Below are 26,193 nucleotides of genomic sequence, written 5' to 3' on the forward strand. Positions count from 1 at the left end.
GTTTCGAAGATCCGCAAACCTGGAGTTCGTCATGAGTGCTTTTCACGACCTTAAACTGAAAGCTCTGGGTGGTCAGGAGCTTCCTCTGGCGCCTTTCAAGGGGCAAGTCGTGCTGGTGGTCAACGTCGCCTCCAAATGTGGCCTGACGCCTCAGTACGCGGCGCTGGAAAGTCTCTATCAGCAATACAAGGACAAGGGTTTCAGCGTGCTGGGCCTGCCCTGCAATCAGTTCGCCGGGCAAGAGCCGGGAACCGAAAAAGAAATCCAGGAATTCTGCAGCCACGAGTATGGCGTGACGTTTCCGCTGTCCAGCAAGCTGGAAGTGAACGGTCATGACCGGCATCAGCTCTACCGCCTGCTGGCGGGCGAGGGCGCCGAGTTCCCCGGGGACATCACCTGGAACTTCGAGAAATTCCTGCTCGGAAAGGACGGCCGGGTGCTGGCGCGCTTCTCGCCGCGTACGGCGCCGGATGATCCGACTGTGATCCAGGCGATCGAGAAAGCGCTGGGCTGAACCGCAGAGCCCAACTGAACCCCGTGGCGAGGGGATTTATCACCTCGCCACAGGTTTCGCGGCTGGCTTTTGATCCTTAATCACTCCAATCAATAGTGCTACCCAGCACGCCCCGCGCTGCATATTATCCTCGTCATATCGACCTGCGACCTTGTCCCGTGGAGTGCCTCATGCCTGTAAAAGCCCTGTTCAAACCCTTCCAACTCGGCGCGTTCGAGCTGCCGACCCGGGTGGTGATGGCACCGATGACCCGTTCCTTTTCGCCGGGCGGTGTGCCGAACGCCAAGGTCATCGAATATTACCGTCGCCGCGCAGCGGCCGGGGTTGGCCTGATCATCACCGAAGGCACGACGGTCGGGCACAAGGCTGCCAACGGCTATCCGAACGTGCCGCACTTCTACGGCGATGCAGCACTCGCCGGCTGGCAGCAAGTGGTCGATGCTGTGCACGCCGAAGGCGGCAAGATCGTTCCACAGTTGTGGCATGTGGGCAGTGTGCGCCGCACCGGGACCGAACCGGATGCCAGCGTGCCGGGCTATGGCCCGACCGAGAAGCTCAAGGACGGCCAGGTGGTGGTCCACGGTATGACCCAGGCAGACATCGACGAAGTCATCGCCGCCTTCGCCCAAGCCGCAAAAGACGCCCAGCGCATCGGCATGGATGGCGTAGAGATTCATGGCGCCCACGGTTATCTGGTGGACCAATTCTTCTGGGAAGGCAGCAACCAACGCACCGATGGTTACGGTGGCAGTCTGGCCAACCGTTCGCGCTTCGCCATCGAATTGATCCGTGCCGTGCGAGCCGCCGTGGGCGAAGGATTCCCGATCATCTTCCGGTTCTCCCAATGGAAACAACAGGATTACACGGCGCGCCTGGTGCAGACCCCCGAAGCCCTGGGTGAGTTCCTCAAGCCGCTGTCCGAGGCTGGCGTGGATATTTTCCACTGCTCGACACGTCGCTTCTGGGAGCCGGAGTTCGACGGTTCCGAATTGAACCTGGCCGGCTGGACCCGCAAACTCACTGGCAAGCCGACCATCACCGTTGGCAGCGTTGGCCTGGATGGCGAGTTCCTGCAGTTCATGGTCAATACCGACAAGGTCGCGCAACCGGCCAGCCTGGAGAAACTGCTGGAGCGCCTGAACAATGACGAATTCGACCTGGTGGCGGTAGGCCGTGCGCTGCTGGTGGATCCGGACTGGGCGCAGAAAGTGCGCGAAGGTCGGGAGCAGGAGATCCTGCCGTTCAGCCGTGAAGCGCTGATGACGTTGGTTTAAGCGGCGTTTGCTCTGACGCCATCGCGAGCAGGCTCGCTCCCACAATGGATCTGGTCGAACACAGATATGCATTCGCTGAAGATCTGATTGTGGGAGCGAGCCTGCTCGCGATGGCTACTGCACTGGCACCGAAAAATCAGCGCATCGTCGACGGCGCAGGCATCCCCTGCTCACCCACACAAGCCCCCCGCAACTGCGCCTCGAACTGCTCGATCACCGACGCCCAACCCTGGCGGCTGGCGTGCTGGCGGGCATTGAGCCTCACGCAACGTAACGCTTCGGGCTCCTCCAGCAACCAGCGGGCCCCATCGCAGAACGCATCCTCATCCCCCGGCATTGCCAGCACGCCGTTATAGCCATGGCGGATATGCTGTGCCGCGGCGGCCTGGTCGTAGGCCACCACACCCAGCCCGGACGCCAGGGCCTCCAGCACGACATTGCCGAAGGTTTCGGTCAGGCTCGGAAAGACGAACACATCCCCGCTGGCGTAGTGGCTGGCCAGCGCCTCGCCACGTTGGGTGCCGCAGAAAATCGCATCGGGCAATGCCTGCTCCAGCGCAGATCGTTGCGGGCCGTCGCCGATCACCACCAGCTTCATCCGTCGCTGCGGGAACGCACTGCACAGCCTGTCGAAACAACGCTTGAGCAAGCCGAGATTCTTCTCCGGCGCCAGGCGTCCAACGTGGATCACGGCAATATCGTCATCGCCCAGGCCCCAGCTTTCCCGTAGGGAGACCGAGCGCTTGACCGGATGGAACAACTGGCTGTCGACGCCGCGGGACAACAGCATGACGCGCTCGAAATGCCGCCGTTCCAATTCCAGTTGCTGGCTGAGGCTGGGCACCAGCGTCAGGTTGGAGCGGTTGTGAAACCAGCGCAGGTAATGGGTGAGTGCGCGACTGAGCAACCCGAGACCATACTGCTGGGTGTATTGCTGGAAATTGGTGTGGAAGCCACTGACCACCGAAATATCCAGGCGTCGCGCTGCCCGCAATGCCGACAAACCCAACGGCCCTTCGGTGGCGATGTACAGCACATCGGGACGCTGACGCTTCCAGCGCCGCAGCAGTTTGTGCATGGATACCTGGCCCCACTGCAACCCCGGATACCCTGGCAGCGGCCAGCCCCGGCACAGCAGCAAATCGTCGCTGGCCTGGCTTTGATCGGTGGCTTGTCGCGGACGCACCAGCTCAACCCGGTGCCCTCGGGCACACAAACCCTCATGCAAGCGGCCCAAGGTATTGGCCACGCCATTGATTTCCGGCGGGAAGGTTTCGGTGATGAGGGTGATATGCAGGTGTGTGCTCATGACCCCAGTGTCGACCGGGGCCATTTCGCCAGTGTGACGCCTTGGTGATGGATTTGTGACCGGTTCAGCCTTGGCGCGCCAACGCGGCCTCGGCCCCTTGCTCGCGCACCCAGAACAGGGTCGCCCCGGCCACGGCCGCCGGCATCATCAGGATATTGACCACGGGGATCAGCAGCGCCAGGTACACGCTGCCGCCAAAACCCAGGCTCTGCCAGCGTTTCTGTCGCAGCCAGGCGAGCATCTCGTTCCAACCCAGCTTGTGGTTGTCCGCCGGGTAGTCGATGTATTGGATCGCCATCATCCACACGCCGAACAGCAACCACAGTGGCGCGGCCACGAGGTTGACCACGGGAATGAACGACAGCACGAACAGCCCCAGGGCGCGGGGCAGGAAGTAGCCGAGCTTGCGTGCTTCCCGGGCCAGGGTGCGCGGGACCATGGCAACCAACTCGCCCCAACTGAAGGCCGGGAAGTCGTCGGAGCCACGGACCACCACCTCGACTTTCTCTGCCAGAAAGCCGTTGAACGGCGCGGCGATGATGTTGGCGAGCATCGTGAAGGTAAAGAACACCATCAGCACCACCAGTACCACGAACAGCGGCCAGAGGATGTAGCTGAGGAAACTCAACCAGCCCGGCAGCGACGGCATCAATGTGTCGACCCACAGGCTGAATTGATGGCCGGCCAGGTAGATCAGGCCGACGAACAATACGAGGTTGATCGCCAGCGGCAACAATACGAACAAACGCAGGCCCGGGCTCAAGACCAGCTTGAGGCCTTCTTGCAGATATTGCGGGCCGGACAGGACGGGGGCGGGCATGGGAAGCTCCGAGAGAAGGTGAACGCGCCGACCTTACCGGCTTTGCCTCGCGCGGGAAAGCGTCTACACGGCGTGTAACAGGTTTATTGAGCGGACGACTCTATTGGAGGCGCTGCCCGACATAGAACTCACCTATGAGCTGGATTGTTAAACCGTATTTCCTTAATCTTCGCTCCCTCGATACGCTGCACCCATTCTTTTTCAAGGCCGTCGAACCAAAGCCTTCCCTAAGTGCATCAACGGTCTTTTTTATTCCCGCCGCTCAGCCGGCGCTCCGGCCCGCAAGGGCTGGTCAATTGGAGCAGGTCATGTCTGAAGTTCGTCATTCGCGAGTCATTATTCTCGGTTCCGGCCCAGCCGGTTACAGCGCCGCGGTTTATGCGGCCCGTGCCAACCTCAAGCCATTGTTGATCACCGGCATGCAGGCCGGCGGTCAACTGACCACCACCACCGAAGTCGACAACTGGCCAGGCGACGTCCACGGCCTGACCGGCCCGGCCTTGATGGAGCGCATGAAAGAACACGCCGAGCGTTTCGAGACCGAGATCGTCTTCGACCACATCAATGCCGTGGATTTCGCCGCCAAGCCGTACACCCTGACTGGCGACAGCGCGACCTACACCTGCGATGCCCTGATCATCGCCACCGGCGCCAGCGCCCGTTACCTGGGCCTGCCCTCGGAAGAGGCGTTCATGGGCAAGGGCGTTTCCGCTTGCGCTACCTGCGACGGTTTCTTCTACCGCAACAAGCCGGTGGCAGTGGTCGGTGGCGGCAACACCGCCGTCGAAGAAGCCCTGTACCTGGCCAATATCGCCAGCACGGTCACCCTGATCCACCGTCGTGAAACCTTCCGCGCCGAGAAGATCCTGATCGACAAGCTCAACGCCCGCGTAGCCGAAGGCAAGATCATCCTCAAGCTCAATGCCACTCTGGACGAAGTGCTGGGTGACAACATGGGCGTGACCGGTGCCCGCCTGAAAAACAACGACGGCAGCTTTGACGAGATCAAGGTCGACGGCGTCTTCATCGCCATCGGCCACACGCCGAACACCTCGTTGTTCGAAGGCCAGTTGGAACTCAAGGACGGTTACCTGGTGGTCAAGGGCGGCCGCGACGGCAACGCCACCGCTACCAGCGTCGAAGGCATCTTCGCTGCCGGTGATGTGGCCGACCACGTCTACCGCCAGGCCATCACCTCGGCCGGTGCCGGCTGCATGGCGGCCCTGGACACCGAGCGTTACCTGGACGGCTTGCAGAACGCTTCGTTCTGATTCATCAGGTATGAAAAAACCGGCTTTGGCCGGTTTTTTCATGGGCGTCGTTTCCACCCGAATCCTGTGGGAGCGGGCTTGCTCGCGAAAGCGGTGTGTCAGTTAGAGACTAGTTGCCTGACACTCCGCTTTCGCGAGCAAGCCCGCCCCCACAAGGTTTTTTGTGGTCAGCCACATGGCAACTCAGACCAGCTTCGCCAGGCACGCCTCGAGAATATCCAATCCCTCTTCCAGCATCGCCGCCTCGGTAGTCAGCGGCGCCAACAGGCGGATGATGTGCCGCGACTTTCCGCTGGGCATCAGCAATAACCCTGCGTCCCGAGCGAGCGCCAGCAACTGGGTCAACTGTGCCGCTGCCGGGGTACCGTCGACATGGACCAGTTCGATGCCACGCATGGCGCCGACGCCCGTCAGGCGGCCCAGGAACGGTGTCAGTCCACGGCGGCGCCATGATTCGTAGCGGCTGACAATCGCCTCTTCCTGTTGCGTACCCCAGGCGCGCAGGTGCGCATCGGTCATTTCCTCCAGCGTCGCCAGTGCGGCGGCGCAGGCGATGGGGTTGCCGGAATAGGTGCCGCCCAAGCCGCCCTTGGGCAGGTTGTCCAGCAAAGCCTTGCGCCCCACCACTGCCCCCAGCGGGACACCGCCGGCAATGCTCTTGCCCAGGAGGATCAGGTCGGGCTCGATGCCCAGTCGCGAGAACGCAAAGCGCTGGCCGGTGCGCCCGAAGCCGGACTGGATTTCATCGATGATCAGCACGATGCCCTTGTCGTCACAGAACTGCCGCAGGGCCTGGGCAAAAGGGATGTCCAGCGCCAGGAAGCCCGCCTCGCCCTGTACCGGTTCGACGATGAAACAGGCCACATCGTTGACGTCGATCTCCACGCTGAACAATCGCTCCATGGCCTGTAAGGCTTCTGCGCAGGTCACGCCGTTGTCCTTGCTGGGGTAGGGCAGGTGATAGACCGGCCCCGGCAGCACACCGATTTTCTGTTTGTAGGGCGCGACCTTGCCGTTGAGGTTCAGAGTGGCCAGGGTGCGGCCATGGAAGCCGCCGTCGAAGGCGATCACGGCGGTGCGGCCCGTGGCCCCGCGCACGATCTTCAAGGCGTTTTCCGCCGCCTCCGCGCCGCTGTTGGTGAGCATGCCGCTGATGGGGTAGTCCACCGGGACAAACGCGGTCAGGCGCTCCATCAATTCGATATAGGGCGCATGAGGCACGGCATTGAAGGCGTAATGAGTCAATCGAGTGGCCTGCTCGCGAATGGCCTCGACAACGCGTGGATGGCAATGGCCGAGGTTCAGCACGCCGATGCCGCCCACGAAGTCGATGTAGCGATTGCCGTCGGTGTCCCAGACCTCGGCGTTTCTGCCGTGGCTGAGGCTGACGGGGTGCACGACGGAAATCGATTGGCTGATGGTTTCGCTGCTCATGAAGGACGGCTCGCAAGGGAAGAAGGCGTGCGCTATTCAAGCTGCGAGCGAAGGGGGGCGGCAAACGAAATAAAGTTGCCGGGTCAATCTTAAAAGTCGGGATGTGGGAATTGGAGTCTTGCAACGGCTCGTTGTGGCGAGGGGATTTAGCGAAACGTCGCACCGCCCCTCGCCACAGATGCGGGTTGCAACTTTAAAATCAGCGGCGTTGCAGGGGCTGGGCCGCAAACTTCACACCCGCCAGGCCGTGGACCATCAGCGCGCGGATATTGCCGTGGTCTGTGCCCTCGGGGGTTGCCAGCACCGAGCGGTAATGCTCGCCGAACGCCAGCAGCGCTTCTTCGTCGCTCAAGCCTTCGAGCAGAGCCAGGCCGAGGGTCTTGCAGGAACCTTCGTTCTGCCCGGCCGCGTTCTCCACGTTGCCGTTGGTGAAAGGCTGGGGCTGATAGTCATAGCCATCCTTGATGAAAGCCAGGGTCTCGGCGAAGGTGTGTTCGCCGCTCTGGAGACGGGTGCGCAGGGTGTTCAGATCAGGCATCGGGTTTTCCTTTGGCGAACGCCGCTTGCTGTTCGGCGCTGGCTTCTTGCTGGTATTGGGCTTTCCATTCGGCGTACGGCATGCCGTAGACCCGTTCACGGGCGTCATCGAGGCTGATCTCGATCTGGCGTTCATCGGCAGCGGCCTTGTACCACTTGGACAGGCAGTTGCGGCAGAAGCCGGCAAGGTTCATCAGATCGATGTTCTGCACATCCTTGCGGCTATCCAGATGGGCTACCAGCCGACGGAAAGCGGCGGCTTCGAGTTCGAGGCGTTGTTGGTCGGTCATGGTGGTCTCTTCGAGACAGCTGCAAGCGGCAAGCTTCAAGCTGCAAGATGGATTGAGGGAGCCAAGCTTACAACGTGTGGCTTGCCGCTTGAAGCGGCTACGCAGTCGCTCGGCTGGCCGCCAAAGTGATCGACACCGACTCGGCAAAACGCAAGGCGTGGGGTTTGTCGACTTCGACTTCGGCGTATTGCACCGACTCGTTGGTCATGACCAGGTCCAGCAACTCCTGGGTCAGGCGTTCCAGCAGAGCGAAGCGATTGCTTTCCACGTGGGCGATGATCGCCTTGGTGATGGTGCGGTAGTTCAGCGCATGATCGATGTCGTTGTCACGAACCGCTTCCTGTGCCGGGTAGAGGATGGTCAGGTTGATCAAGACATCCTGTTTGTTGAGGATTTCATCCTCGTTGATCCCGATGAAAGTGCGCAGGCGCAGGTCCTTGACCCGGATGCGCGCCATGGCTGGCTGAAGTTGTGGCATTTACTTGCTCCGTCGAATCAATTGCAGGAACTCCTGGCGAGTGGTGCTGGATTCGCGAAAAGCCCCGAGCATCACTGAAGTGTTCATGGTCGAGTTCTGTTTTTCGACACCGCGCATCATCATGCACATATGCTGGGCCTCGATGACCACCGCAACACCGGCGGCCTGGGTAACCTGTTGCACCGCGGCGGCGATTTGCCGGGTGAGGTTTTCCTGGATCTGCAGGCGGCGGGCGAACATGTCCACCAGCCGGGCGATCTTCGACAGCCCCAGGACCTTGCCCGTAGGAATATAAGCCACATGAGCCTTGCCGATGAAGGGCAGTAAATGATGTTCGCACAGGGAATAGAGTTCGATGTCGGCGACGATCACCATTTCGTCGCTGTCCGAATCGAACAGGGCGCCATTGACAATCTGTTCGACGCTTTGCTCGTAGCCATGGCAAAGGTACTGCATGGCCTTGGCGGCACGAGCCGGTGTGTCCAGCAGGCCTTCGCGCTCCGGATCTTCGCCCAGGCCGATGAGGATCTCGCGGTAATTCTGAGGCAGGGATAGCGCCATGATGGATCCTCAAGAAGGCTATTTGACGTGCCGCCCGCCGTTGACGGTCAGGGTCGTGCCAGTGACATAGGGGTTGTCCAGCAGATACCGCAGGCTCTGGTAGATGACTTCGCTACCGGGTTCGATGCCCAGCGCCGACTTGGCCAGGGTCCTGGCGCGATAAGCGTCGTCGTCTTCGGCCTTGAACAGTAGCAGGGCCGGTGCAATACCGTTGACCTTGATCGCCGGTGCGAACTTCGCTGCGAACGACAGGGTCAGGCTGTCGAGCCCAGCCTTGGTGGCGCAATAGGCGATGTGTTTGCTGCTGCCCTTGCGGGTTACATCGTCGCTGATATGCACGATATCCGCGGGATGTGAACGCCGTAGCAGCTCGGCACAATGCAAGTTGATCAGGTACGGCGCAAGCATGTGCACGCCGAACATGGCATTGAAGGCTGCCGATTCATCGCCTGGCGTTTCAACCAGCCATGCAGAGGCGTTGTGCACGATGGCCCGCAACCGGTCAGTGTGCTGCTTGAGCTGTTCGATAAAAGCCAGGATCCCGCCTTCGCTGGAAAAGTCGGCAAACATCACGGTCGCCCCGAGATCCCGGAGCGTCTGGACGCCTGGACGCTCGGTGCGATATGTGATGATGACCGGATAACCGTCTTCCAGCAATCGCCGGGCACAGTGCAAGCCGACACGCTGGGCTGCGCCGGTGAGCAGGATAGGAGCGTCGGTACTGGGCATGGGGGGGGCTCGGTTCACAGCGGAAGAAAACTATATCAGTGACTGCGGGATGTACCTATTTGTAGCGGCTGTACCTGGGTCGGACCGGTCGCCCAGGTGTTTTTTCATGACGGCACGACATGGATAATTTTGTGTCAAAAAATAACAAAGTAGCGTGTCCAGTCGGTTTGCGCTTGTCATCATACGACTAAGAGGGAGTAAACTGGGATCCAATTTACCGCCCGGGCCTGTCAGGACAAAAATGAGCGTAATCACCGACGATCAGTTCGTTATCCAAGCAGCAGCGGGCCTGGTGCGCGAAGACCTGTTTCCCATTCGCGAGGTTTCGCGACTCACGGGGGTGAATCCCGTGACCCTGCGCGCATGGGAGCGTCGCTACGGCCTGATCCAGCCGACACGTACCGAAAGCGGTCATCGCCTGTATTCCATGGGGGATATCGAGAAGGTACGCAGCATCCTTGCTTGGATCGAACGTGGGGTGGCTGTCAGTAAAATCGGCAAGATTCTGAGCAAGACCGAATCGTTGCAACCGGTTTCCGCATTGATTCCATCGGATCTGGTGAGGATTGACTACACACAATGGCAGCGCCAGATCGCGGTCTCAGTCGCCAACTTTGATGACGTGGAACTGGATCGCATCTATGGGCAGATTTTTTCCAGCTACGCGGTGCCGGTCGTGTTTCAGCGCATCCTGATGCCTCTCTGGCAACAACTGCTGCAACGGCAGCAGGAGTTCGGGCAGACCAGCGAATGGCTGTTTTTTGACGGATTCCTGCGCTCGCGTGTTTCCCAGCGGCTTTTGCTCAAGCGCGAGGACCGGTCGCGACGCGTGCTGGTCAGCGCCATTGCCGGACAGTGCCGTGAGCTGGAGTTGCTGGTGACGGCGTTATATGTGTCAAAGGCGGAAGTGGGAATCCGGTTGATGACCGTCGGCCAGCCGTTCGACGAACTGACCCTGGTATGCCAGAAGACTCAACCCGTGGCGTTGGTGCTGGTGTCCAACCATGCGCCGTTCGCCGAGTTGCCCAAGCGCCTGAACAGGTTGGCGATGAGCCTGGATTGCCCGTTGATGTTGGCCGGTGATGCCTCCGACCTGATGCAGGAATGCCTGGCAGGATCATCGATCGGTTGCCTGGGCAATGACGGAACAGTGATTCACCAGCGCTTGCGTCAGTTGCTGGCAGGTAACCTGGATACCTAGGGTAGATCATCCAGGCGTTCGAATTAAGCGTACGGACCGCTAGAGATGCATGGCCGGATGGGATAGGCGATGTTGCTGGAGGATGTACTGACGCAGGCGTTCGGTTTCGTCCTGGTCGTTCTGGTTCAAATGGTAGGCGTACAAGCCTTGGTCGGTTTCCCGTTCGAAGGTGCCTCGCAAGGAAATCCTTTCGTAGCCTGAAGGGCTGAACCACAGGATAAATTGCTTCGGTGGTTTGGTGCGGTTGCGGTTTTCCAGCAATACCCCCTTGCAAGACACCTCGTGAACCCACAAGGCCCCGGGCTGGCCCCTGGCATTTTCCAACGCCACCGGCTCTTCGAGGGTCAGGCGCCATGGGCGTACTTTCGGTCCGTCCTCGTAGATACTCGGCACACCCAGGCGCAGGTGCATCGTATGGAATTCATCTTCCACAAGGTGCAACGGGAAGGTCATCTGCTGGTTTTCGAAGTTGGCTTGCAGCGTGACCTGCTCGTTTGCCGCCAGGCGTGTCAGCAAGTCACGGATCTGCGACCCGCTATTGACCAGCAGGCTGGATGTCACATCCCGCTCATTCAATTGCGGGATGTGTTGCATGGTCCGGATAAAGTCCAACTCATCCTGAGTCAGAAGGGCGTCACGTTGCATGGTGTACTCGAAATGACTTTGCGTTTTCACTGGTGATTGTAGTGAATGACCGTTAATTCGTCGTTTTGTTTGCGCCGTTCGTCGCATCTAGCCGGGCAATCGTCGCACGGGCTTCGGCCAATTCCTTTTCCAGCTGGACGACGCGTTGCTGCGCCTTGACCTGGGCCGTCACGTCTTTTTGCACGCCCACGAAATAGGTGTGACCATCCGCCTCGTTTTTTACCGTGGACAGTGACAATTCATTCCAGAACGGCGTGCCGTCCTTGCGATAGTTGCGAAGGATTTCCCGACAAGCGCCGCCTTGATCCAGGGTCTGGCGAATTCGCTCCAGGGAGGGTTGATCGCGATCACCCGATTGGAGGAAACGGCAATCCTGATAAAGGATTTCATCGCGGTTATAACCGGTCAGCCGTTCGAAAGCCGGGTTGACGTAGATCAGAATGTTGTCTTCGCCTTCCTTTTCGGCGATGACGATTCCGTCATTGGAAGCATTTATCACCAGTTGCATCAGTTGCGCATTGATCATGGAACACGTCCTTTGTATAGCCCATGTAAGTGCCGCATTATTCGAATAACCTGATGAGATGTCTACTGGCCATTAGTGCTTGTCGAGCGTCAATCGTAGCTCTGCGGTTCAGCCTGCTACTATCACGCTTCTTTTTATTCAGGCTCAGGACCAGATTGATGAAAGTCGCCATCCTTTCCGGCTCGGTGTACGGCACCGCTGAAGAAGTCGCTCGACACGCCGCCAAGCTGCTCGGCGATGCAGGCTTCGAAACCCTGCATAACCCGCGAACAACCTTGGCCGATATTCAGGCATTCGGTCCGCAGGCCTTGTTGGCCGTGACATCCACTACCGGCATGGGCGAGTTGCCGGATAATCTGATTCCGCTGTATTCGACAATCCGCGATCAACTGCCGGCATTCTTTCGCGGCCTGCCCGGTGCGGTGATTGGCCTGGGGGATGCCAGTTATGGCGACACCTTCTGCGGCGGTGGCGAGCAGATGCGCGAGTTGTTCGCCGAGCTGGGTGTGCGCGAGGTGATGCCGATGTTGCGCCTGGATGCCAGCGAAAGCGTTACACCTGAAACCGATGCCGAACCCTGGTTGGGTGAGTTGATCGGCGCATTGCGTGGTTGATAGCGCGCGCGGGTTCCCCACGGGTGTCCCGCTCGGCCATTAACCTGGCTGCCAATGCAACTACCGTTCCGGTAAGGGCTGACTAGACTCACTTTCTTGTGCCAATACCTATAACGATAAGCCCGAGGTCAGAGCCGTGAGCATAGCGCCCATCCAATCGACACTCAGCATCAAGGATCAGGTCAGTGCCGCTGAATGGCAAACCCGTATAGATCTTGCCGCCTGCTACCGGCTGGTCGCGCTGCATGGTTGGGATGACCTGATTTTCACTCATATTTCTGCGAAGGTTCCCGGCACCGAAGACTTTCTGATCAACCCATTTGGACTGATGTTCCATGAAATAACCGCCTCGAGCCTGGTCAAGGTCGATCTGGCCGGCCACAAGCTGATGGACAGCCCTTACGAAATCAATCCGGCCGGCTACACCATTCACAGCGCGGTACACGAGACACGAGACGATGTCGCCTGTGTGCTGCACACCCATACCGCTGCCGGTGTGGCGGTCTCGGCCCAGAAACAGGGTGTATTGCCGATCAGCCAGCAGTCGTTGTTCGTGTTGTCGAGCCTCGCCTATCACGCTTATGAAGGCGTGGCCCTGAATCATGAAGAGAAGGCCCGCTTGCAGGCAGACCTGGGGGATCGCCACTTTCTGATGCTGCACAACCACGGGCTGCTGACATGCGCTGGCACCATCGCCGATACCTTCCTGATGATGTTTACCTTCCAGCGGGCCTGTGACATCCAGGTGTTGGCGCAGAACGGCGGGGCCGAGCTGATCCCCATCGAGCCGAACATACTGGCCGGTGCCCGGGCGATGATTGCCGGGGTCACCAAAAGCGCTCAGGGCATGGGCGGTGCGCTGGCCTGGCCGGCGTTGCTGCGCAAGCTCGACCAACAGAACCCGGGCTACAGACACTGATGCCGATGGTCCAGATTCCGCTGCGCATCTGGCGTCAGCGTGGCCAGACCTTCCTGTTCCGGGGCCACACCATCCGGTATTGGGTGGCGGGGCATGGTGAGCCGCTGCTGTTGATCCACGGTTTCCCCACCGCCAGTTGGGACTGGCATTACCTGTGGCAGCCGCTGGCACAGCGTTATCGCGTGATCGCTTGTGACATGCTCGGTTTTGGCGACTCCGCCAAGCCGACGAATCACGTCTACAGCCTGCTGGAGCAGGCGGATCTGCAGCAGGCATTGCTGGCTCATCTGCAGGAGCGGCAAGCGGTGCATATTCTGGCCCACGATTATGGTGACAGCGTGGCCCAGGAGCTGATCGCCCGACATTGTGAGGCGCGCATCGAGATCGCCAGTTGCGCGTTTCTCAATGGGGGCCTGTTTCCGGAAACCCATCGTCCGGTTCTGGCGCAGAAGTTGTTGCTCAGTCCGTTGGGCTGGCTGATGGGGCGTGCTTTTTCACGCGAAGGCCTGGCCAGGAATTTTCGACAGATCTTTGGTCCCTGGCGCGGTCCCAGCGAAAGCGAACTGGACGATTACTGGAGCCTGGTAAAAAAACACGACGGGCCACGGATCATGCACAAACTCATCCGCTACATTCCCGAGCGCCGCGTACATCGCGACCGCTGGGTCCAGGCGATGCAGCGCGGCGAGGTACCGCTGCGGGTGATCGACGGCGCATTCGATCCGATTTCCGGCGCGCACATGGTGGCGCGTTACGAGGCTCTGATCCCTAATGCGGATACGGTGCTGCTGCCCGATATCGGGCACTATCCACAGACCGAAGCCCCGGTGCAGGTGCTCAAGCATTACCTGGCATTTCGTGAAAAGCTCGCGGAGCCGGTGCGGCTGCGGGCCTCGGCGAAATGTCGGTGACCGTCATCGCGGGCAAGCCCGGCTCCCACCGCTGCCCGGATTGAACCTGAGATCTGCACCTACCGCCCATCCTCTGTGGGAGCGGGCTTGCTCGCCAAAGCGTTGGGTCAGCTTGCCTCGACGGTGGACCTGCCGCCGAACCCGGTTCGGGTGGAATCTGGTACCGCATCATCCCCTCACCTTATCGCCTACCATTCACTCTCAACCGTGTTGATTGTGACCGTCAGCCCCGTGCCTGACACTCAGGCTTTAAACCCTCGGTCTGCTGGAGTTCTGCCCATGAGTGAGTCTGTGCGCTTCGAAGATAAGGTGGTGATCGTTACGGGAGCCGGTGGTGGGCTGGGGCGGGCCCATGCGCTGCTGTTCGCCAGGCAAGGCGCCAAGGTGCTGGTCAATGACCTCGGCGGCTCTGCCCAGGGAGAAGGAGCCAATGCCTCGGCAGCGGATCGGGTAGTCGCCGAAATCCGCGAAGCCGGGGGCATTGCCGAGGCGAACCACGATTCCGTCACCGACGGCGACAAGCTTGTGCAAAACGCCCTCGACGCGTTTGGTCGGGTCGATGTCGTGGTGAACAACGCCGGTATCCTGCGGGACAAGACCTTCCACAAAATGGACGACGCCGATTGGGACCTGGTCTACCGCGTCCACGTCGAGGGCGCGTACAAAGTCACCCGTGCCGCCTGGCCGCACCTGCGTGAGCAAAACTATGGCCGGGTGATCTTCACGGCCTCCACCTCCGGCATCTACGGCAACTTCGGCCAATCCAACTACGGCATGGCCAAGCTCGGCCTTTATGGCCTGACGCGTACCCTGGCCATCGAAGGTCGCAAGAACAATATCCTGGTCAACGCCATCGCCCCCACCGGCGGCACGCGCATGACCGAAGGCCTGATGCCGCCGCAGGTGTTCGAGCAACTCAAGCCCGAGCTCGTCAGCCCGCTGGTGGTGTACCTGGCCAGCGAAGCCTGCCAGGAAACCTCCGGATTGTTCGAAGTGGGCGGCGGCTGGATGGGCAAGGTCCGTTGGGAGCGCAGCCTCGGTGTCGGATTCGACCCAAGCAAGGGCTTCGCGCCCGAAGACGTTGCTGCCCATTGGCAGCAGATCTGCGATTTCGACAACGCCGTGCATCCCAATGACAACCTGGAAGCGTTGAAGGAAATGATGGTGAACATGCAGCGTTACGCCGTGTAACCTTTATTGCCCGGGCCGGTTGTCGTTGCCGACGATAACCGTGCTCAGGGACAGTATTTCTTCACCAAGGCTGCCAGGTTCGCCGCTGTCTCGATGTCCATCACCCCATCATGTTTCGCCGGCCGGAAGTGCAACTGGAAGGCGCGTACCAAACGCTGGAAACCCGCGCTCGTCGTGGCCGCTGTGGTGTCATACCCATATTTCCGGAACAGCCCCAACAGATGTTCCCGTGTTGGCACGCCCGCGCACCGGTAGGCCTGCATGAAAGACTGCTGCGTGCTGTCATCGAACCATGCGCCGATGCCTTTCAGATACAACGCGTGCCAGGGGAACATCGGCCCCGGGTCACTCTTGCGCCCGGCGGCGATGTCCGAATGCGCCACGACATTGACCGGAGTGATCTCGGGATAGCGCCGAAGTATGTCGAGGGCCAACTGTTCCACTGCTTCGATTTGCTGCGGCGAGTAAGGCGGGAAGGTGAATGTCCCCTGGTGGTCAGCGGCCAGATTGACAATTTCGACTCCAATGGACGTGTCGTTCAAATTGCTGCGATTGCCCCAACTGCTCACCCCTGCGTGCCAGGCTCGTTTGTTTTCGTCCACCAGATTGAAAATCTGCGGCTCGTTGAAACCTGCCTTCAAATAGCTTGGGTCAGTGAAGTCCGGAATCAGGTAATGGGCACTGGCGGAGGCACCGGTGAGTGCGTTGACGGAAGATGAAAAGTTAGCCGCGGTGTAATGGAAAACCAGGAAGCGAACTCGGCTGTTAAAACCTTTTTTTGATCGATAGCTGTTGTAGTTGATTGACGTCATAAAGAACTCGCTAAAGTTTAAAATCGAAGCAGAATGCTGCGACTGACTTTCAGCGTATCAGTGGATTTTTCATGGGCTTGTAGTGGAGTTCTTACATTGTTGTAGGAATAGGCGTTTGGGTGTTTGGGAATTGATCGTTAATGGAAACAGGGTGTATGGGCTATTTTTCTTATGACGAACTCTGACAGTGATGCAGGAGCGAAAAAATTTCAGTTAGGGATAAGCCGGTATGATAAAACAGCAGTTTAAGCGCGACGATGCTTATGCTGATGAAATAATCGCCACGATGATGCAAGCAATCCCTCAAGTGACCGACATTACCCATAAGGCGGGTTCCATCAGGTATATACTTATCCTGCGCGGCTCAACATCCAGGCAAAGCGCTCGGTGGACCATTCTTTGCGGTCTGACACCTGGCCGTCACCCAGCTCGATCACCCGCAGTACACCGTCCGATCTGAGCACTACGTCTATTGAGAAAAAAGGACTGTCGATCAGCCGCGCGCATTCGATCACCAACTCAGGCACCTCGTCGGTGACGCCATAGGCCTGCCCGTGGAGCACAAAGTAACGACGTTCGGTTTCTTCGAGGTATTCTTCTCGTCGTCTGACGCATATACCGCCTTCAATCTGGCCACGATATTGGCGCATCTTTTCAACAAGCGGCGCTATACCTTCGGGAGTGTTCACCAGACTGCCATTACCCGTGTTAAGCGACTTTACGTAATCCTTGATGAAGTAGCCTGGCCATTGCAGGCCCTCGAGCGCCTGAGTGAAGTTTGCATCGCTATCCAGCACCACCGTTTCACTTGTGTGAGCGACCAACAGCGGATACCACTGCGGCAAATGATGACAGAGTCGATATTGCCTGGCGTCGGTCACTCCAATGACGCCCTTTTCGCGCAGTTGGTTAAGCAAAGCGGCATACGCGTTGGGTCTCAGCATCCATCCACGATATAAAACCGAGTCTCCGGGCATGAGGGGCGCAGAAGTCCTGAAAAGACCTGCTTCGAAATCTTCAAAAGAGAACAGCACAGTCCTCAGTCCTGCGATCATTACCGCTTCGTACTCTTCAGCGTACTGCTCATCGGGACGTTCTTTATCAAATGGGTCGCTAGGATAGATGAGGTGCATAATGCTTTTACCGATGAGAAGTGGAGGGTCAAATACTGCTGGACTCGACACATCACGATGCGGAGTCAAGAGAGCCTGCTGCCGATTATTCAGTAGCAGGTCGTTTAAGTATCTGGAAGGTCAGAGTTGCTTGAATCCCGGTTTGCCGTTGGCGGCGCGCCAAACTTTTACCTTTGCTACTATTTGTTCAGGGCTGTTATGACCGTCTTCTGGATAATAAATTAGATCTGAACCGGAAGGGTGCTCTGAAATTTTTTCAAACTCCATAATCGCGGCTATGTGGGCCGAATCTGATGGATAATCTACATCGCAAATTTTTTTCACAAAGGCGAGAAATTCTGATTCTGTCATTGTTAGTTTGGTCATTGTTTGTGCTCTCGATGTATTTCGATATGGCGTTTTGGGGTCATTAGATTAATGTTGTCAAGGTCATAAATTTCCCCTCCGTGGGAGATATATTTTATGTGGTGCAACTCATAAGTATACCGCCTGCCAATGCGTTCATTCTTATTAACAATTGCCGCCAACCCTCTCTTCATTCGTCCTAGATTGTACCGGTCAAAATGTTGCGAAAGTATAGGATCCCCAGCAGCAGCCTTCCAAAAACTCTCCCGAAACTTCCTGAATCTCCTAAACTTCTTCCCCCTCAATTGATCCGCAATCTGCGACGGAATGGGTGCTCCTTCACCTTTTGATGCAGCGTCCGTCCACACGCCTGAAATCGGGGTACCCGATCCCAGCGCAATCCCAGGGTCTTCACGTCGATCCCTGAACATGACGTACAGGGGTGGCAGGCCTGAGTCGATGGGGAAAACGAAAACATAATCATTGAAACTGTTTAGGGATATCTCAGGGAATGGATCGATTCTCCCCACTACGGGTGTTACCGATGCGCCTGTATAAGCAGGTGGGCCGGGTGGTTCGGCTGGAAATGCAGTGGAACTGTTTCCGGGTTGAACGACCGGTGTCCACGTCAAGGATCTGGGTGGGGTGTCTTCAGTTGTAGCGGTGTAGAGGTTCTGTTGTGCGTTGTAGGTAACCGGTAGCACTCGGACTTTCGACGGGTGGGTTACACCGTCAGTGTTGATCACGAGGATTTCTGACTGACCATCTGCCGTCGCTTGGGAGGTGAGGCGTACAGGTAAGTCAACGGTCCCGCCGGCCGCCGCGATGGCGTGTAAATCGTGGTGTTGTGTCGGTGCGAGGTCTGAGAGTGGTGTACTTAAAGCATACCGTTCCGGTAATTCACCGTTCGCCAACTTGGGTGAATAGAGCAATGCCGCAAACCCTGCGACAGCGGGTACCGCGGTCGCCGCAATGGTTTCGCTGATTGCCGTGACGGCAACGCGTAGCGCAGCGGTGATTGCCGAGGTGGTTGTCGGGTTGGCGGCGAGACTTGCTCCCGCGACGCTGAACGCTGGGCCGGCGACAGCGACGGAGCCCGATAGGCGAAATGCCTGAGCAGCCGTGGCCGTTCTACGTGTCGTTTGAGTTTCGGCCTGAAGCCGGGCCGCTTTCGCGGCAAGCCGTCTGCGTCTGGCGTTGCGTTTGGCCTCAGCCCTGGCTGCCTTGCGGGCTTTTATAGTGGCCGTGCGTTCTTTGTCAGCCAGGGCTTTTGCTTGGGCGGCGGCTTCAGCCGCGACCTTGAGTTGTTCTTCTACCGCCAACCGTGCCTGTTCTTCTGCAACCCGTTTGGCCTCGGCTTCGGCTGTTTTGCGAGCCAGTTCTTCGGCCATTCGTTTTGCGTCGGCTTGGGCTTTCGCCTGGGCGGCGGCTTTTTCAGCCGCAGCCTTGCGTTGCGCCTCTGCCTCCAGCCGCGCTCGCTCTTCGGCCACACGTTTAGCCTCGGCCTGGACCTTTGCTTGAGCAGCGGCGGCTTTAGCTTTGGCATCGGCAATGGTCTTATTCTGTGTAGCGATGCGAGCATTCAGCAGTTTCATTTGCTCAGCCAGGAACTTCGCATGGTAAGCAGCGGCATAAGAAGCGTTCCATTGTTCTGCAGCTTTGATGTAGTCTTTTTCCGAAATGCGAAATGGGACATCGAATCCTTTCATATAAGGATCCCGTCCTTTATGAGTCAGCGGGTCGTGACCATAAAAAAGATTGGCGGTTGTTCTTTGCTTTTGGTGATCAGTTGTTATGTTGGAAAGCAGAAGACCCAGCGCATTTAACTCTAGGACGAGGGCATCGGTTCCCTCCTTGGCAGTAGCGCGAACATACGCTTTTGTGTTTGCGAGTTCGGTATCGGTTATGCGGACGATGTTTTTTATATTTTCTTTGTAGGTTGTTTCGGTATAAAGGTTGCCCTCGATTACCCAGTCTTTGGCTATATCAATTCCATCACGTCCAAGATCTGCGTTAATTGTGATTGTTGAGTGGTCCCAGTTACTGCCGAAGCCATTGTTTGAAAGAGAGGGCGTGCGAGGTATTCCTCTATTGACCAGTATATTTTTTTCTTCCAGCATCTCGATTTCCTTTTCGAGCTGAATGTTCAAATAGACATGTCGGCATGCAATATTTGCCGTCATTCATGCCTATTGATGTCGTCGCCATCCAAGTCGACGAAAAAGACTATAAATTTGATCTTGCAAACCGGGCAGGTGAGCGTTTCCGACGGTGTTGTAGGAAACAAGAAGTTTTACCCAGGAAATAAACCCACATAAAAAAAGCCGCTGCAAAAAGCAGCGGCCTAAACATGACGTTGCAAAGGAGCCACAAACCAACGTCGATAAACACGGGATGATGGACCGATACGCAATCCATCCGAATGACGGTGTGCCAGGCGTGAGGGATGCCATGGCGGGGGCTTGCAGGCCCGTTACCCTGGAAGCCCGGCCAGCATAGGGATCGGGCGCATCGGGAAACAGACCGGATCCGGACATGCACTGTTACGGCGCGCGCAACAGTCGAAACGAGGCGCCGAACATGCATAGCACTGATGGGCCACTATCCAGCCCATTCATGGCGTGTGCAAAGCCCCGTCCTGTGCGGGCGCTAATCCTTTCGAGCGACAGCGTGAATACCTCCTTGGTGCGCTTATCGCCCATGACCGGCGGCAGTAGGGTGAAGTCTCTGTCACTCATCGGGGAAGACGCATGACAACAATAACAATGCGCGCCATCTTCAAGCCGCAGGCGCTGGCCGTTGCGGTGGCCTTGGGTTGCTGTGCCCAGGCCCAGGCCGTCTCATTCAACATTGGCGAGATCGAGGGTCAGTTCGACTCCTCGCTGTCCGTGGGCGCGAGCTGGGGCATGAGCGATGCCGACAAGGATTTGATCGGCACGGTCAACGGCGGCAGGGGCCAGTCTTCCACCGGTGATGATGGGCGGCTGAATTTCAAGAAGGGCGAGACGTTCTCGAAAATCTTCAAAGGGCTGCACGACCTCGAACTCAAGTACGGTGATACCGGCGTGTTCGTGCGTGGCAAGTACTGGTATGACTTCGAGCTGAAGGACGAAAGCCGTCCGTTCAAGGACATCAGTGACAGCAATCGCAAGGAAGGTGCCAAGTCTTCCGGTGCGGAGCTTCTCGACGCCTTCGTCTATCACAACTATTCCATTGCCGATCTGCCGGGCACCGTGCGCGCCGGCAAGCAGGTGGTCAGTTGGGGCGAGAGTACCTTCATCGGTAACTCCATCAACAGCATCAACCCGGTGGACGTGTCCGCGTTCCGCCGTCCGGGTGCCGAGATCAAGGAAGGCCTGATCCCGGTGAACATGCTGTTCGCCTCCCAGGGCCTGACCGACAAGCTCACCATCGAGGGTTTCTACCAGCTTGAGTGGGACCAGACGGTGGTCGATAACTGCGGCACGTTCTTTGGCAATGACGTGGTGGCGGATGGTTGCACCAGCGGCTATACCGTGGGCAGCCCGGCTATCGCGCCGTTCGTACCGCTGACCCAGGCGTTCGGCCAGGGTATCGAAGTAACCAGCGAAGGCGTGGTCATTCCTCGGGGCGGCGACCGTGATGCCCGTGACTCCGGGCAGTGGGGCACGGCGTTGCGCTGGCTCGGCGATGACACCGAATACGGCCTGTACTTCATGAATTATCACAGTCGCACGCCTACTGTCGGTACCACGACGGCGGGCGCCTCCACTCTGGCGGCTTTGCCGGGAATGATTGCGATTGCCAACGGCCTGTCTCCAGGCAGCGGTGCCGGCCTGGCCCAAAGCGTCATGCTCGGCCGCGGTCAGTATTACCTCGAATACCCCGAGGACATCCGCCTGTACGGCGCCAGCTTCTCCACCACGCTGCCCACCGGCACCGCATGGACCGGTGAAATCAGCTATCGCCCCAACGCTCCGGTACAGCTCAATACCAACGACCTGACCCTGGCCTTGCTCAACCCGATTGCCGGCGGCGCAGCTTCACCTATAGCAACCAGGGCGGGCGCCGACAACACCGGCTACCGCCGCAAGGAAATCACCCAGATCCAGAGCACCATGACCCACTTCTTCGACCAGGTATTGGGCGCCGATCGCCTGACCCTGGTGGGCGAGGCGGCGGTGGTACATGTCGGCGGGCTGGAGTCCAAGGACAAGCTGCGTTACGGCCGCGATTCGGTCTACGGCCAATACGGCTTCAACGGTGACACCGATGGCTTCGTCACCTCCACCTCATGGGGCTATCGCGCCCGGGCGATCCTCGACTATTCCAACGTCGTTGCCGGCATCAACTTCAAACCCAACCTGTCCTGGTCCCATGACGTGGCCGGCTACGGTCCCAACGGCCTGTTCAACGAAGGTGCCAAGGCCGTCAGCCTCGGCGTCGATGCTGACTACCGCAACACCTACACCGCCAGCCTGAGCTACACCGACTTTTTCGGCGGCGATTACAACGTCCTCAAGGATCGCGACTTCCTCGCGTTGAGCTTCGGCGTGAACTTCTGATCTGGCTGACAAGGAAAACCCTATGCGCAAGATGATCCTGCAATGCGGTGCCCTGGCTTTGAGCCTGCTGGCCGCAAACGTGATGGCGGCGGTTTCGCCGGACGAGGCGAACAAACTGGGCACCAGCCTGACGCCGCTGGGCGCGGAGAAAGCCGGTAACGCCGATGGTTCGATCCCGGCCTGGACCGGTGGTATCCCGAAAAACGCCGGTGCCGTGGACAGCAAAGGCTTTCTGGCGGATCCGTTCGCCAATGAGAAGCCGTTGTTCATCATCACCGCCGCGACGGTGGACAAGTACAAGGACAAGCTTTCCGAAGGCCAGGTGGCGATGTTCAAGCGCTACCCGGAAACCTACAAGATCCCGGTCTATCCGACCCATCGCAGCGTAGGGCTGCCGCCGGAAATCTACGAATCGGCCAAGCGCAGTGCGCTCAATGTCACGGCGATCAACGACGGTAACGGCCTGGCCAATTTCACCGGCAACCGCTACTACGCGTTTCCGATTCCCAAGAACGGGGTGGAAGTCATCTGGAACCACATCACCCGTTATCACGGTGGCAACCTGCGGCGCATCATCACCCAGGCCACACCGCAGACCAACGGCAGCTTCACGCCGATCCGTTTCGAAGAGGAAGCTGCTGTGCCGGCCCTGATCAAGGACGCCGACCCGGAAAAAGCCAGCAACGTGCTGACCTATTTCAAGCAGGAAGTCACCGCCCCAGCACGCCTGGCCGGCAACGTGCTGCTGGTGCATGAAACCCTCGATCAGGTGAAGGAGCCACGCCTGGCCTGGATCTACAACGCCGGCCAGCGCCGTGTGCGCCGCGCCCCGCAGGTGGCCTACGACGGCCCGGGCACCGCCGCCGACGGGTTGCGTACTTCCGACAACTTCGACCTGTTCTCTGGTGCACCGGACCGCTACGACTGGCAGCTGGTCGGCAAGAAGGAAATGTACATTCCGTACAACAGCTACAAGCTCGATTCACCGAGCCTCAAGTACGACGACGTGATCAAGGCTGGCCACATCAACCAGGACCTGACCCGCTACGAGTTGCACCGGGTCTGGGAAGTGATCGGTACGGTCAAGCCCAACGAGCGGCACATCTATGCCAAGCGCCACATGTATTTCGACGAAGACAGCTGGCAGGCGGCGCTGGTGGATCACTACGACGGCCGTGGCCAGTTGTGGCGTGTGGCCGAAGGGCATGCGCAGTTTTACTACGACCACCAGAACCCCGCCTACACCCTCGAGACGCTCTACGACATCATCGCCGGCCGCTACATTGCGCTGGGCATGAAGAACGAAGAGAAGCACAGCTATGAGTATGGTTTCGAGGCCAGGGCAGCCGACTACACGCCGGCGGCGCTACGTTCGAGTGGGGTTCGTTAAGCCTCGGTGGTCTTCTGATTGTGGCGAGGGGATTTATCTGTGGCTAGGGGATTTATCCCCTCGCCACAAGGGTACCCCTCCGGTCGTTTCCTTATGGGCCGCGATCAGCGCGCTGAATACTTCTCCAAAGGTCGGTGACACAGGACTAGGGTGATGAGACAACAATAAAAAGGACCCTCACACATGACCGCCATGACCCCGTGTCCGGACCGTCCTGGATTGCTGCCGCGCCTGTCTTCGACGCATGTGCCGCGCCGGTCTCTGAGCGAGCCCTTGCTCACGTCCGAAGCACGGATAAAGCTGCTCTGCGCGCCGGCGGGCAGTGGCAAGAGTGCGCTGTTCGCCGAGTGTTTCCTGCAGGCTCCCGCTGGATCTCGGTTGCATTGGTTGCCGCTGGGGGGCGCGGCGCTGGACGCGAAGCAGATGTGCGAGCAATTGGCGCAGACCCTCGGGTTGCCGGTGCTGGAGGAGGCGGCGCTGTTGTCCCATCTGGCGCGCTTGCAAACGCCGACCTGGCTGTTCCTGGATGATTATTGCCGGGTACCCAATCCCGAGCTGGACCAGTTTCTCGACCGTCTGCTGAACGCCAGCAGCCCGGCGCTGCACCTGTGGCTCAATGGCCGTCGGCGTCCACACTGTAACTGGTTGCGCTTGTTGCTCGATGACGAACTGCACGAATTCGACGCGAAGGCGCTGGTGTTCAGCCTTGACGATATCCAACCGTTGCTCGGTCATCTTCCCGGTCCTCTGGCGGCCCGTACGGCCCGCGAGGTGATACAGCGCAGCGGTGGCTGGTGCGCGGGCGTGCGCATCGCCTTGCTTGAGCGTTGCGAGTGGGCACGCCGCCACGCATCGACGGGACGCCCCGGCACCTTGCTTGATTACCTCGAACACGAGTTGTTCAGCGCGCTGACCCCGGACCTGGCACAGGCCTGGCGCGTGCTGGCCCATCTGCCGCGATTCAATGCGCGGCTGTGCGAGCATTTGTTCGGTGACACGGTGGGGGCGGAATGTCTTCCCTTGTTGTTGGACCTGGGGTGCTTTATCGAGCCGTGGGAACAGTCTTCGGACTGGTTGCAGATATTCCCGGCCCTGGCCCGGCTGGTGCGTGAGGAGCCGTGGCCGCAAGGGCGCTCCTGGCATCGACGGGCCTGCCAGTGGTTCGCGGCCGAGCAGGATTGGCCCATGGCGTTCGAGCAGGCAATGCTGGCTGAAGAGTTCGAAACCGCCGTCAGCCTCTTGCAACACCTGAATTTCGAGCACGTCTTGCAGCGTCGCACCGTGGTGCTGTTACTGGACTTGCATGATCGACAGGGTGAAGCGCTGACGCTGGGTACGCCGCAATCGGTGGGTTTGGTTACCGCCGCGCTGCTGTTCGCCGGACGCTTCGACCAGGCATCGGCGTGTATCGAACAACTGGCCAGGTTTGCGCCCCAGCCCAAGGCGTGCCAGCAGCGCCAATTGGTCGCGCGGTGGCAGGTCCTCAGTGGCTGGCTATGGCACCTGGCAGGTGAGGGGGATCAGGCGAACGAACATTTTCTGCAAGCCCAGAGCAGCCTGGATCCGGAGGCCTGGGCTTCACGGCTGCTGTGCCAGTCGGGACTGACACAGCAGGCGTTGCTCAAGGGCGAGTTGGCGTCGGCCCAGTGGATCAATCGCCAGGCGCTGTGCCTGGCGCGTGCACAAGGCTCGCTGGTGTTCGAGGGGTTATTGGAGCTGGATCACGCCCAATTGCTGGAGCAACGCGGCGCGCCCCATCGGGCCGACCATTTGCTGAGCGAGATCCAGGCGTTGCTCGAAAAGCCAGGTCAGGACTTTTCCCCGTTGCTGGGACGCATTGCCCTGCGACGTGGGCGCCTGGCATTGCGCATGGGTTTTGAAGAGCAGGCAGCGGAGCAGTTTCAAGCGGGCCTGGAAACGAGCTTGCACAGCCAGGACAAACAAGTGCTCTATGGCTTTCTCGGCAAGGCCAGCCTGGCCGCCAACCAGGGCGACTACGGTGAGGCGTTCGTGCAGCTTCGAGAAGCCGAGCGGGTCATGCAGCAGCGGCATATTCCCGATACCGTGTACCGTGGCGTATTGCTGCAGACCAGTTGCCAGTTCTGGTTGCAGCAAGGCCGCCCGGAGCTGGCCCATGAAGCGTTGACCCGCGTCCTGCGACATTTTCGCGGCCCACGGGCCAAACACGCGCCTCCGGCGACTCTGGAGTTGATTCCGCGGCTTGAATACTTACAGGTATTGGCCGAGGTCTATCTGCAGCGGGGGCAGGATCCGCAGGCCCGACTGCAGGTCATGATTGCCCAGGCGCAGTGCTGTGGCATGCACGGGCTGGAAACCGAGCTGTATCTGGCGTTGGCCGAAGTCGTCTGGCTGTCCGGCGATCATTCCCAGGCCCGTGTTCTGATGCAAGAAGGCCTTGAGCGAGTCGCCTGTTGGCGCGCCCAGCAAGCCTTGTGCGAGCTGCGCTTGCGCCAGCCGGAACTGTTGCGTTGGGCGCAGTCGGTGGAGCCCGTCGGACAGCCGGCTGTCATTGCTGAAGGAGCCTTGCTCAGCCAGCGAGAGTTGGAAGTCCTGGAGCTGATTGCCCAAGGTCATTCCAATCAGCAAATTGCCGAGCGGTTGTTCATTTCACTGCACACGGTCAAAACCCATGCGCGGCGGATACATAGCAAATTGGGCGTGCAGCGACGTACCCAGGCGGTGGCGAAGGCCAAGGTCATGGGCGTCATGGGTTAGGCTCTGTAC

25 protein-coding genes are annotated in these 26,193 nt (G+C 59.1%); 11 read left to right on the plus strand and 14 right to left on the minus strand.

The features are described 5' to 3' along the window. The first annotated feature begins 31 nt into the window (after window positions 1-31). The gene (locus FBY02_RS02305) at window positions 32-514 is read left to right on the plus strand and encodes a glutathione peroxidase (protein ID WP_144922870.1); all 483 of its coding nucleotides are present in this window, start codon (window positions 32-34) and stop codon (window positions 512-514) included. Between the two features lie 170 nt (window positions 515-684). Further along, window positions 685-1,788: an NADH:flavin oxidoreductase gene (locus FBY02_RS02310; RefSeq protein WP_144922873.1), complete on the plus strand. Its 1,104-nt coding sequence runs from the start codon at window positions 685-687 to the stop codon at window positions 1,786-1,788. A 136-nt stretch (window positions 1,789-1,924) separates the two neighbouring features. Here FBY02_RS02310 and FBY02_RS02315 read toward each other — a convergent pair whose 3' ends face one another. Further along, the gene (locus tag FBY02_RS02315) at window positions 1,925-3,121 is read right to left on the minus strand and encodes a glycosyltransferase family 1 protein (RefSeq protein WP_144922876.1); all 1,197 of its coding nucleotides are present in this window, start codon (window positions 3,119-3,121) and stop codon (window positions 1,925-1,927) included. 40 nt (window positions 3,122-3,161) lie between these two features. Next, window positions 3,162-3,917 (minus strand): sulfate transporter CysZ, encoded by a 756-nt coding sequence (gene cysZ, locus FBY02_RS02320; protein ID WP_144922879.1) that lies wholly within the window; start codon window positions 3,915-3,917, stop codon window positions 3,162-3,164. Window positions 3,918-4,225: 308 nt separating this feature from the next. Between cysZ and trxB the strand changes: the two genes are divergently transcribed. Then, entirely contained in the window at window positions 4,226-5,188 is a 963-nt protein-coding gene (gene trxB / locus FBY02_RS02325) for a thioredoxin-disulfide reductase (RefSeq protein WP_003205459.1), read from the plus strand. 183 nt (window positions 5,189-5,371) lie between these two features. On the opposite strand, the gene FBY02_RS02330 is transcribed toward trxB, so the two are convergent. From FBY02_RS02330 to folM, 6 genes are all read right to left on the minus strand, one after another. Further along, on the minus strand, window positions 5,372-6,622 hold the full coding sequence (locus tag FBY02_RS02330; protein WP_144922882.1) for an aspartate aminotransferase family protein: 1,251 nt from the start codon (window positions 6,620-6,622) through the stop codon (window positions 5,372-5,374). 199 nt (window positions 6,623-6,821) lie between these two features. Continuing rightward, a complete protein-coding gene (locus FBY02_RS02335; RefSeq protein ID WP_144922885.1) occupies window positions 6,822-7,160 on the minus strand; it encodes a HopJ type III effector protein in 339 nt (112 codons plus the stop codon). Further along, complete coding sequence (locus FBY02_RS02340; RefSeq protein WP_144922888.1) at window positions 7,153-7,449, minus strand: DUF1244 domain-containing protein; 297 nt, start codon at window positions 7,447-7,449, stop codon at window positions 7,153-7,155. The genes FBY02_RS02335 and FBY02_RS02340 overlap by 8 nt, the downstream gene beginning before the upstream one ends. Before the next feature lie 97 nt (window positions 7,450-7,546). After that, entirely contained in the window at window positions 7,547-7,927 is a 381-nt protein-coding gene (gene folX / locus FBY02_RS02345) for a dihydroneopterin triphosphate 2'-epimerase (protein ID WP_144922890.1), read from the minus strand. Then, on the minus strand, window positions 7,928-8,488 hold the full coding sequence (gene folE, locus FBY02_RS02350) for a GTP cyclohydrolase I FolE (RefSeq protein ID WP_024777516.1): 561 nt from the start codon (window positions 8,486-8,488) through the stop codon (window positions 7,928-7,930). Window positions 8,489-8,506: 18 nt separating this feature from the next. Next, the gene (gene folM, locus FBY02_RS02355) at window positions 8,507-9,217 is read right to left on the minus strand and encodes a dihydromonapterin reductase (protein WP_144922893.1); all 711 of its coding nucleotides are present in this window, start codon (window positions 9,215-9,217) and stop codon (window positions 8,507-8,509) included. Window positions 9,218-9,458: 241 nt separating this feature from the next. Between folM and FBY02_RS02360 the strand changes: the two genes are divergently transcribed. After that, entirely contained in the window at window positions 9,459-10,418 is a 960-nt protein-coding gene (locus tag FBY02_RS02360) for a MerR family transcriptional regulator (protein ID WP_144922896.1), read from the plus strand. A 39-nt stretch (window positions 10,419-10,457) separates the two neighbouring features. On the opposite strand, the gene FBY02_RS02365 is transcribed toward FBY02_RS02360, so the two are convergent. Together FBY02_RS02365 and FBY02_RS02370 are read right to left on the minus strand one after the other, a co-directional pair. Further along, on the minus strand, window positions 10,458-11,063 hold the full coding sequence (locus FBY02_RS02365; RefSeq protein WP_144922899.1) for a hypothetical protein: 606 nt from the start codon (window positions 11,061-11,063) through the stop codon (window positions 10,458-10,460). A 52-nt stretch (window positions 11,064-11,115) separates the two neighbouring features. Next, window positions 11,116-11,589 carry a PAS domain-containing protein gene (locus tag FBY02_RS02370; protein ID WP_144922902.1) on the minus strand — a complete coding sequence of 158 codons (474 nt, stop codon included), beginning with the start codon at window positions 11,587-11,589 and terminating at the stop codon, window positions 11,116-11,118. Between the two features lie 158 nt (window positions 11,590-11,747). Here FBY02_RS02370 and FBY02_RS02375 point away from each other — a divergent pair, with 158 nt between their 5' ends. From FBY02_RS02375 to FBY02_RS02390, 4 genes are all read left to right on the plus strand, one after another. After that, window positions 11,748-12,203 carry a flavodoxin gene (locus tag FBY02_RS02375; RefSeq protein WP_144922905.1) on the plus strand — a complete coding sequence of 152 codons (456 nt, stop codon included), beginning with the start codon at window positions 11,748-11,750 and terminating at the stop codon, window positions 12,201-12,203. Between the two features lie 136 nt (window positions 12,204-12,339). Further along, window positions 12,340-13,122 carry a class II aldolase/adducin family protein gene (locus FBY02_RS02380; protein ID WP_144922907.1) on the plus strand — a complete coding sequence of 261 codons (783 nt, stop codon included), beginning with the start codon at window positions 12,340-12,342 and terminating at the stop codon, window positions 13,120-13,122. Beyond that, complete coding sequence (locus tag FBY02_RS02385; RefSeq protein ID WP_144922911.1) at window positions 13,122-14,033, plus strand: alpha/beta fold hydrolase; 912 nt, start codon at window positions 13,122-13,124, stop codon at window positions 14,031-14,033. Before FBY02_RS02380 ends, FBY02_RS02385 begins: the two co-directional genes overlap by 1 nt. A 279-nt stretch (window positions 14,034-14,312) precedes the next feature. After that, on the plus strand, window positions 14,313-15,224 hold the full coding sequence (locus FBY02_RS02390; RefSeq protein ID WP_144922914.1) for an SDR family oxidoreductase: 912 nt from the start codon (window positions 14,313-14,315) through the stop codon (window positions 15,222-15,224). A 44-nt stretch (window positions 15,225-15,268) separates the two neighbouring features. Here FBY02_RS02390 and FBY02_RS02395 read toward each other — a convergent pair whose 3' ends face one another. From FBY02_RS02395 to FBY02_RS28565, 4 genes are all read right to left on the minus strand, one after another. After that, window positions 15,269-16,036 carry an N-acetylmuramoyl-L-alanine amidase gene (locus tag FBY02_RS02395; protein ID WP_144922917.1) on the minus strand — a complete coding sequence of 256 codons (768 nt, stop codon included), beginning with the start codon at window positions 16,034-16,036 and terminating at the stop codon, window positions 15,269-15,271. A gap of 350 nt (window positions 16,037-16,386) precedes the next feature. Continuing rightward, window positions 16,387-17,169, minus strand: coding sequence for an ATP-grasp domain-containing protein (locus tag FBY02_RS02400; RefSeq protein ID WP_144922919.1), 783 nt, complete (start codon window positions 17,167-17,169; stop codon window positions 16,387-16,389). Between the two features lie 120 nt (window positions 17,170-17,289). After that, window positions 17,290-17,535, minus strand: coding sequence for a bacteriocin immunity protein (locus FBY02_RS02405; protein ID WP_144922922.1), 246 nt, complete (start codon window positions 17,533-17,535; stop codon window positions 17,290-17,292). Beyond that, a complete protein-coding gene (locus FBY02_RS28565) occupies window positions 17,532-19,697 on the minus strand; it encodes an S-type pyocin domain-containing protein (RefSeq protein ID WP_144922925.1) in 2,166 nt (721 codons plus the stop codon). Before FBY02_RS28565 ends, FBY02_RS02405 begins: the two co-directional genes overlap by 4 nt. A gap of 567 nt (window positions 19,698-20,264) precedes the next feature. Here FBY02_RS28565 and FBY02_RS02420 point away from each other — a divergent pair. The 3 genes from FBY02_RS02420 to FBY02_RS02430 all read left to right on the plus strand — a co-directional run bounded on the left by FBY02_RS02420 (window position 20,265) and on the right by FBY02_RS02430 (window position 26,184). Continuing rightward, entirely contained in the window at window positions 20,265-22,058 is a 1,794-nt protein-coding gene (locus FBY02_RS02420; RefSeq protein ID WP_144922930.1) for a DUF1302 domain-containing protein, read from the plus strand. A gap of 22 nt (window positions 22,059-22,080) precedes the next feature. After that, on the plus strand, window positions 22,081-23,448 hold the full coding sequence (locus tag FBY02_RS02425; RefSeq protein WP_144922933.1) for a DUF1329 domain-containing protein: 1,368 nt from the start codon (window positions 22,081-22,083) through the stop codon (window positions 23,446-23,448). A gap of 183 nt (window positions 23,449-23,631) precedes the next feature. Then, complete coding sequence (locus tag FBY02_RS02430) at window positions 23,632-26,184, plus strand: LuxR C-terminal-related transcriptional regulator (protein ID WP_144922936.1); 2,553 nt, start codon at window positions 23,632-23,634, stop codon at window positions 26,182-26,184. Window positions 26,185-26,193: the final 9 nt, after the last annotated feature.

Source organism: Pseudomonas sp. SJZ078 (assembly GCF_007828255.1).
In the GTDB taxonomy this organism is placed as follows: Bacteria; Pseudomonadota; Gammaproteobacteria; order Pseudomonadales; family Pseudomonadaceae; genus Aquipseudomonas.

Coding starts and splice junctions, on each gene's coding strand:
- FBY02_RS02305 (WP_144922870.1), top strand. CDS start 32: ATGAGTGCTTTTCACGACCTTAAACTGAAAGCTCTGGGTGGTCAGGAG.
- FBY02_RS02310 (WP_144922873.1), top strand. CDS start 685: ATGCCTGTAAAAGCCCTGTTCAAACCCTTCCAACTCGGCGCGTTCGAG.
- FBY02_RS02315 (WP_144922876.1), bottom strand. CDS start 3,121: ATGGCCCCGGTCGACACTGGGGTCATGAGCACACACCTGCATATCACC.
- cysZ (WP_144922879.1), bottom strand. CDS start 3,917: ATGCCCGCCCCCGTCCTGTCCGGCCCGCAATATCTGCAAGAAGGCCTC.
- trxB (WP_003205459.1), top strand. CDS start 4,226: ATGTCTGAAGTTCGTCATTCGCGAGTCATTATTCTCGGTTCCGGCCCA.
- FBY02_RS02330 (WP_144922882.1), bottom strand. CDS start 6,622: ATGAGCAGCGAAACCATCAGCCAATCGATTTCCGTCGTGCACCCCGTC.
- FBY02_RS02335 (WP_144922885.1), bottom strand. CDS start 7,160: ATGCCTGATCTGAACACCCTGCGCACCCGTCTCCAGAGCGGCGAACAC.
- FBY02_RS02340 (WP_144922888.1), bottom strand. CDS start 7,449: ATGACCGACCAACAACGCCTCGAACTCGAAGCCGCCGCTTTCCGTCGG.
- folX (WP_144922890.1), bottom strand. CDS start 7,927: ATGCCACAACTTCAGCCAGCCATGGCGCGCATCCGGGTCAAGGACCTG.
- folE (WP_024777516.1), bottom strand. CDS start 8,488: ATGGCGCTATCCCTGCCTCAGAATTACCGCGAGATCCTCATCGGCCTG.
- folM (WP_144922893.1), bottom strand. CDS start 9,217: ATGCCCAGTACCGACGCTCCTATCCTGCTCACCGGCGCAGCCCAGCGT.
- FBY02_RS02360 (WP_144922896.1), top strand. CDS start 9,459: ATGAGCGTAATCACCGACGATCAGTTCGTTATCCAAGCAGCAGCGGGC.
- FBY02_RS02365 (WP_144922899.1), bottom strand. CDS start 11,063: ATGCAACGTGACGCCCTTCTGACTCAGGATGAGTTGGACTTTATCCGG.
- FBY02_RS02370 (WP_144922902.1), bottom strand. CDS start 11,589: ATGATCAATGCGCAACTGATGCAACTGGTGATAAATGCTTCCAATGAC.
- FBY02_RS02375 (WP_144922905.1), top strand. CDS start 11,748: ATGAAAGTCGCCATCCTTTCCGGCTCGGTGTACGGCACCGCTGAAGAA.
- FBY02_RS02385 (WP_144922911.1), top strand. CDS start 13,122: ATGCCGATGGTCCAGATTCCGCTGCGCATCTGGCGTCAGCGTGGCCAG.
- FBY02_RS02390 (WP_144922914.1), top strand. CDS start 14,313: ATGAGTGAGTCTGTGCGCTTCGAAGATAAGGTGGTGATCGTTACGGGA.
- FBY02_RS02395 (WP_144922917.1), bottom strand. CDS start 16,036: ATGACGTCAATCAACTACAACAGCTATCGATCAAAAAAAGGTTTTAAC.
- FBY02_RS02400 (WP_144922919.1), bottom strand. CDS start 17,169: ATGCACCTCATCTATCCTAGCGACCCATTTGATAAAGAACGTCCCGAT.
- FBY02_RS02405 (WP_144922922.1), bottom strand. CDS start 17,535: ATGACCAAACTAACAATGACAGAATCAGAATTTCTCGCCTTTGTGAAA.
- FBY02_RS28565 (WP_144922925.1), bottom strand. CDS start 19,697: ATGACGGCAAATATTGCATGCCGACATGTCTATTTGAACATTCAGCTC.
- FBY02_RS02420 (WP_144922930.1), top strand. CDS start 20,265: ATGACAACAATAACAATGCGCGCCATCTTCAAGCCGCAGGCGCTGGCC.
- FBY02_RS02425 (WP_144922933.1), top strand. CDS start 22,081: ATGCGCAAGATGATCCTGCAATGCGGTGCCCTGGCTTTGAGCCTGCTG.
- FBY02_RS02430 (WP_144922936.1), top strand. CDS start 23,632: ATGACCGCCATGACCCCGTGTCCGGACCGTCCTGGATTGCTGCCGCGC.